Source organism: Caulobacter sp. 17J65-9 (assembly GCF_010975005.1).
Classification (GTDB): domain Bacteria; phylum Pseudomonadota; class Alphaproteobacteria; order Caulobacterales; family Caulobacteraceae; genus 17J80-11.
The window spans coordinates 1-4,384 of the sequence record NZ_JAAIVC010000234.1; the positions used below are offsets into that span (position 1 = coordinate 1).

Consider the following 4,384-nt stretch of genomic DNA (forward strand, 5'->3'; position numbering starts at 1 on the left):
GCCGAGGGCCGCGCGACAGGCTTGGGCGGAGGGGCGTCCGCAACCGGAACCCCGGCGTCAGCCCGCGCGGCGCGCTTGGGGGTCTGCGCCGCAGGCGTCGCCGGTTGCGCGGGCTTGGGCGCGCCGCCGGGCGCGACCGCGACCGACCCGTCAGCCAGCGGCTCGGTCATGGAGTGCGGCATGCGCCCCCACGGGCTGCGCCGCTCAAACGGGTTGGCGGGCGGTTTGCGGTCGGAGGGCGGCTGCATGCGAAAACTCCTGCACCGACGGACGCGAATTCAGACCATGTCGCGCCGACGCGTCCGCGCAAATGCGCGAACGCGTCGCACCGTAGAGGTTAGCGAGACGACTTGGCCAATTCCGTGGCGGAACTTGGAGCTCAGGCGGTGCCGGCGGGACGTCCCCAGATCCGCTTCAGCGCCCCCAGCACGCCGTGGGTGCGCCGCTTGCGGTCGACGTCTTCCTGGCTGCGCAGCCAGGCCACCTGCACCACGCGCCGCTCGCCGACGAACGGCGTATGGCCGTGCCAGGAGTTGTCGGCCCGCAGGAAGGCGACGAAGGCGCCGGTCTCCGGCGGGACCTCGGCGGCGTAGTCCTCGAAGTCGTCCTTCCCGCGCAGCACGCGGAACCGCCCGGCCGGCGAGTCCCAGGCGTCATTCAGGTAGATCAGCAGGCTCATCACCTTCTTGTCGCCGTCGGTGTGGATTCGCCCCTCGTGGGCGGCCGACAGCTTGCGGATGGTGATCAGCTGGGGCAGCGCGGTGAAGTCGATGCCGAACTTGTCGCTCAGCACCTCGTTCAGGGCCTCGCCGCGCAGTTCGTCGATCAGTTCGCCGAAGGCGCCGTGCGGCGCGTAGTCCTCGACCGGGTGGAAGCCGGTCGTGCGGATGTCCGGAAAGCTGGCCTGCACCGCCGCGATCATCTCCGGCCGGACCACGCCGGTCCCGTGCAGGTAGACGTACGGATCGGTCTTCACTTCAGCCTGACGCAACGCTTCGAGATCGAGCACCGGAAAGCCGGCTTCCATAGCCGGCGCACGCGCCGCGGACGCGGCGGACTGAAGTTCATGATGCATGACGCAGCTCCCCGCTATTCGGCACGTAACGCCGATATCTCAGCTAAGGTTCCGCGCCGCGGGTCAGAATCCGGCAGTCAGAACTTGAAGGTCGCGCCGAAGGCCGGGCCGTTCAGGCTCATGTCGTTCACCAGATGGTCGGCCGACTGGTTGTAATCGATGTAGCGCCAGGCGAAGCGCAGGTCGCCCCAGTCGTAGGCGTAAGCGATCCCTCCGATCACCTGCCAGGTCAGCTCTGAATCGCCCGCGCCGACATCCAGGTAGTAGGTGGCGTTCCAGCGCCGGTTCGAGTCCAGCGCCACCTGGCCCTTGATGCCGGCGATGCCGTCCCAGACGTCTTCGTCCTGGGAGACCCTGCCCGTCTGCGGAAACTCGTCCAACGGTCCGGCGAACGACCAGGTCAGGTCGGTGTCCACCGTCAGGTAGCGGAAGCCCGCGAAGGCCTCCACGCTGGCCCGCCCGCCCGGGTGGCCCAGCTCCGCGCCCGCCGCCAGGGTCCACAGCCAGGACTTCACGCCCACGTCGGTGCCGGCGTCGATCGGGACCTGCACCCGCCCGCCCGGCCCGGTCAGCGTCCGCACCTTGCTGCGGTCGGCGTCCAGATCGGCGTACATCACGTCCGTGAACGCGCCCCAGCGCCCCTTGCGCGCCTCGCCGGAGATCATGAAGGCGAAGTTCAGGGCTTCGAGAATGTCCTTCGCGTCGATCTTCACCGTCGGCCGATTGCCGGTGCCCTTGGGGATGTCGTAGCGCAGCTTGCCGTCGATCATCGGCAGGTAGAGGTACGGCGTCACAGCGAACCGCCAGCCGCCGTGCTCGGCCCAGTCGGGCTGCGGCACGTATTGCGCGGCGTAGTCGTACGCCGCCGATCCGTCGTCCCACGCAGCCGCCGTCGAGTAATCATAGGCCGCCATCGACCCGTCCGCCGCGTCGTCCGCCGCCGCCACGGTCCCGGCCAGCAGGGCGGCCATCGCCGCGCCGAACCCAGCGATGCTGCGCAACATCATCCGTCTCCCCTTGCGACCTTTTCGGTCCGGCACTGTCGGCGGGAAGCCGCGCCGTGCGCCATCGGGAGAACCCCGGCTAACGAACGTATGATCCCTGAGCGGTGCAAAACCCGCATTGCAGTCTTGCGCTTGGCAATCTTCCCGTGGCGCCTATGTGGCTCAGAGGGCGTGCGTCGCCCGAGCATCGAGAAGGAGGGCCCCCATGGCCAAGCCGCTGGCTCAGTTCGACATCGACGAAACCGAGGACGGCTACCTCCTCCACATCGGCGACGGACAGGCGACCCACGCCTACGAGATCTCGCCCGAGCAGATGGCGGCGATCATGGAGACCCTGCTGGAGATGATCCCCGAGGTCGACGACGAGGTGTTCGACGACGAGGAATTCGAGGACGAAGAGTACGAAGAGGAAGGCGAAGAGGAAGCGCCGGAGACGACCAACTAGGCGCCGCCCCGGGCCCGCCTTCGCGGGCGGGTCCGGCCGTTATCCACAACTCGTTTCCGGTATGGGACCGCGATCTGCGCATTTACGGCTTGGGTGCGACAACGAGCGCCGATACGCCGGGCCGCAAAGACGACAATTTCGTCCTCGGGGCGCGCCCCGCTCATCCGTCTCTCAAGAACAACCGGGACCGTTCATGTTCTCAACCCTCGTCGGCGCCGTCTCCAGCGACATCGCGATCGATCTCGGCACCGCCAACACCCTGATTTACATGCGCGGCAAGGGCATCGTCCTGAACGAGCCCTCGGTCGTGGCGCTCCGCAACGTCGGCGGCCGCAAGGTGGTCCACGCCGTCGGCCTCGAAGCCAAGCAGATGCTGGGCCGCACCCCCGGCCACATGGAAGCCGTGCGCCCGATGCGCGACGGCGTCATCGCCGACTTCGAAGTCGCCGAAGAGATGATCAAGCACTTCATCCGCAAGGTTCACAACCGCAAGAACTTCGTGAACCCGAAGGTGGTGGTGTGCGTGCCGTCGGGCGCGACCGCGGTCGAGCGCCGGGCCATCAACGACAGCTGCCTGAACGCCTCGGCCCGCCAGGTCGGCCTGATCGACGAACCGATGGCCGCCGCCATCGGCGCCGGCCTGCCGATCCACGAGCCCACCGGCTCGATGGTGGTCGACATCGGCGGCGGCACCACGGAAGTGGCCGTGCTGTCCCTCTCGGGCATCGTCTATTCGCGCTCGGTGCGCGTGGGCGGCGACCACATGGACGACAGCATCATCAGCTACGTCCGCCGCAACCATAACCTGATGATCGGCGAGATCACCGCCGAGCGGATCAAGAAGGACATCGCCGCCGCCCGCGTGCCGCTGGACGGCGACGGCCTGTCGGTGGTGGTGAAGGGCCGCGACCTGATGCAGGGCGTGCCGCGCGAGGTTCGCATCTCCGAGCGCCAGGCCGCCGAGGCCCTGGCCGAGCCGGTGTCGCAGATCATCGAAGCGGTGAAGGTGGCCCTGGAAGCGACCCCGCCGGAACTGGCCGGCGACATCGCCGACAAGGGCATCATGCTGACCGGCGGCGGCGCGCTGCTGCGCGGCCTGGACGCCGAGCTGCGCGAGCAGACCGGCCTGCCGGTGTCGGTGGCCGACGACCCGCTGTCCTGCGTGGCGCTGGGCTGCGGCAAGGTGCTGGAGCACCCGAAGTGGATGAAGGGCGTCATGGAAGGCGCCCTGGTCTGAAACTGAAGAGGGCGCGGCGGTCACCCGCCGCGCCCTCTCTCGTTACGGGTTCACGGCCTTGCGGAATTCCGGGTCCGTGACCAGGGCTCCGACCAGATCGTTGTAGAGCCCGGTGTAGGCCCCCTCCGCCTGCACGATGTTCAGCGGCCACTCCGGCGTCCACTCGGTATGGACCGCGAACGCCTTCTCGAAGACCGCACGCCCCTCCCGCGTGACCGTGAAGGTCGCCGTCAGGGCCGCATGGCCTTGCGGCGGTTCGCTGTGCACCTCGCTTCGCGTGAGCACGCCGGTCACCACGACAGGGGAATTCGGGTCGAACTTGCCGGCGGCGCGCAGTTCCGCCGCGAGGGTCTCCCCGAGGTGGTCGGCGAAAGTCCCCTCGCCCGGAGCCGAGACGACCGCCGCCCCGATCGACACCTTGCGTTTCGGAGCCTCCGGACCGGCGGTGAACCGGCCCACGGCCAGGGGCGAGATCTCGGCGGCGCGCAGGGCCTGCAGGTTGCGCAGGCTGGGCTGGGGCGCCGCGGCCGGCCCCACGGCGCAGCCGCCGAGCATCAGCCCGGCGACCACGGCGACGACAGCCGCGCGCATCAGCCCTCTCCGCCCGCCGGCGTCGGCGCCGC

Annotated in this window: 5 protein-coding genes and 1 pseudogene; 2 read left to right on the plus strand and 4 right to left on the minus strand. The window is 69.2% G+C overall.

Going from position 1 to position 4,384, the window contains the following annotated elements; genetic code table 11:
- The 3 genes and pseudogenes from G3573_RS22075 to G3573_RS20330 form a co-directional block, all read right to left on the minus strand.
- Positions 1 to 248, minus strand: a pseudogene (locus G3573_RS22075) (hypothetical protein); the annotation flags it as partial.
- Between the two features lie 131 nt (positions 249 to 379).
- Positions 380 to 1,075, minus strand: coding sequence for a 2OG-Fe(II) oxygenase (locus G3573_RS20325; protein ID WP_205598398.1), 696 nt, complete (start codon positions 1,073 to 1,075; stop codon positions 380 to 382).
- Positions 1,076 to 1,152: 77 nt separating this feature from the next.
- Entirely contained in the window at positions 1,153 to 2,079 is a 927-nt protein-coding gene (locus tag G3573_RS20330) for a hypothetical protein (protein WP_163263489.1), read from the minus strand.
- Positions 2,080 to 2,284: 205 nt separating this feature from the next.
- On the opposite strand from G3573_RS20330, the gene G3573_RS20335 reads away from it, so the two are divergent.
- On the plus strand, positions 2,285 to 2,524 hold the full coding sequence (locus tag G3573_RS20335) for a hypothetical protein (protein ID WP_163263490.1): 240 nt from the start codon (positions 2,285 to 2,287) through the stop codon (positions 2,522 to 2,524).
- Positions 2,525 to 2,717: 193 nt separating this feature from the next.
- Positions 2,718 to 3,761, plus strand: a complete 1,044-nt coding sequence (locus tag G3573_RS20340) for a rod shape-determining protein (protein WP_163263491.1) — start codon at positions 2,718 to 2,720, stop codon at positions 3,759 to 3,761.
- A 42-nt stretch (positions 3,762 to 3,803) separates the two neighbouring features.
- Here the strand turns inward: G3573_RS20340 and G3573_RS20345 are convergent, their stop codons facing one another.
- A complete protein-coding gene (locus G3573_RS20345) occupies positions 3,804 to 4,352 on the minus strand; it encodes a hypothetical protein (protein ID WP_163263492.1) in 549 nt (182 codons plus the stop codon).
- Positions 4,353 to 4,384 lie beyond the last annotated feature (32 nt).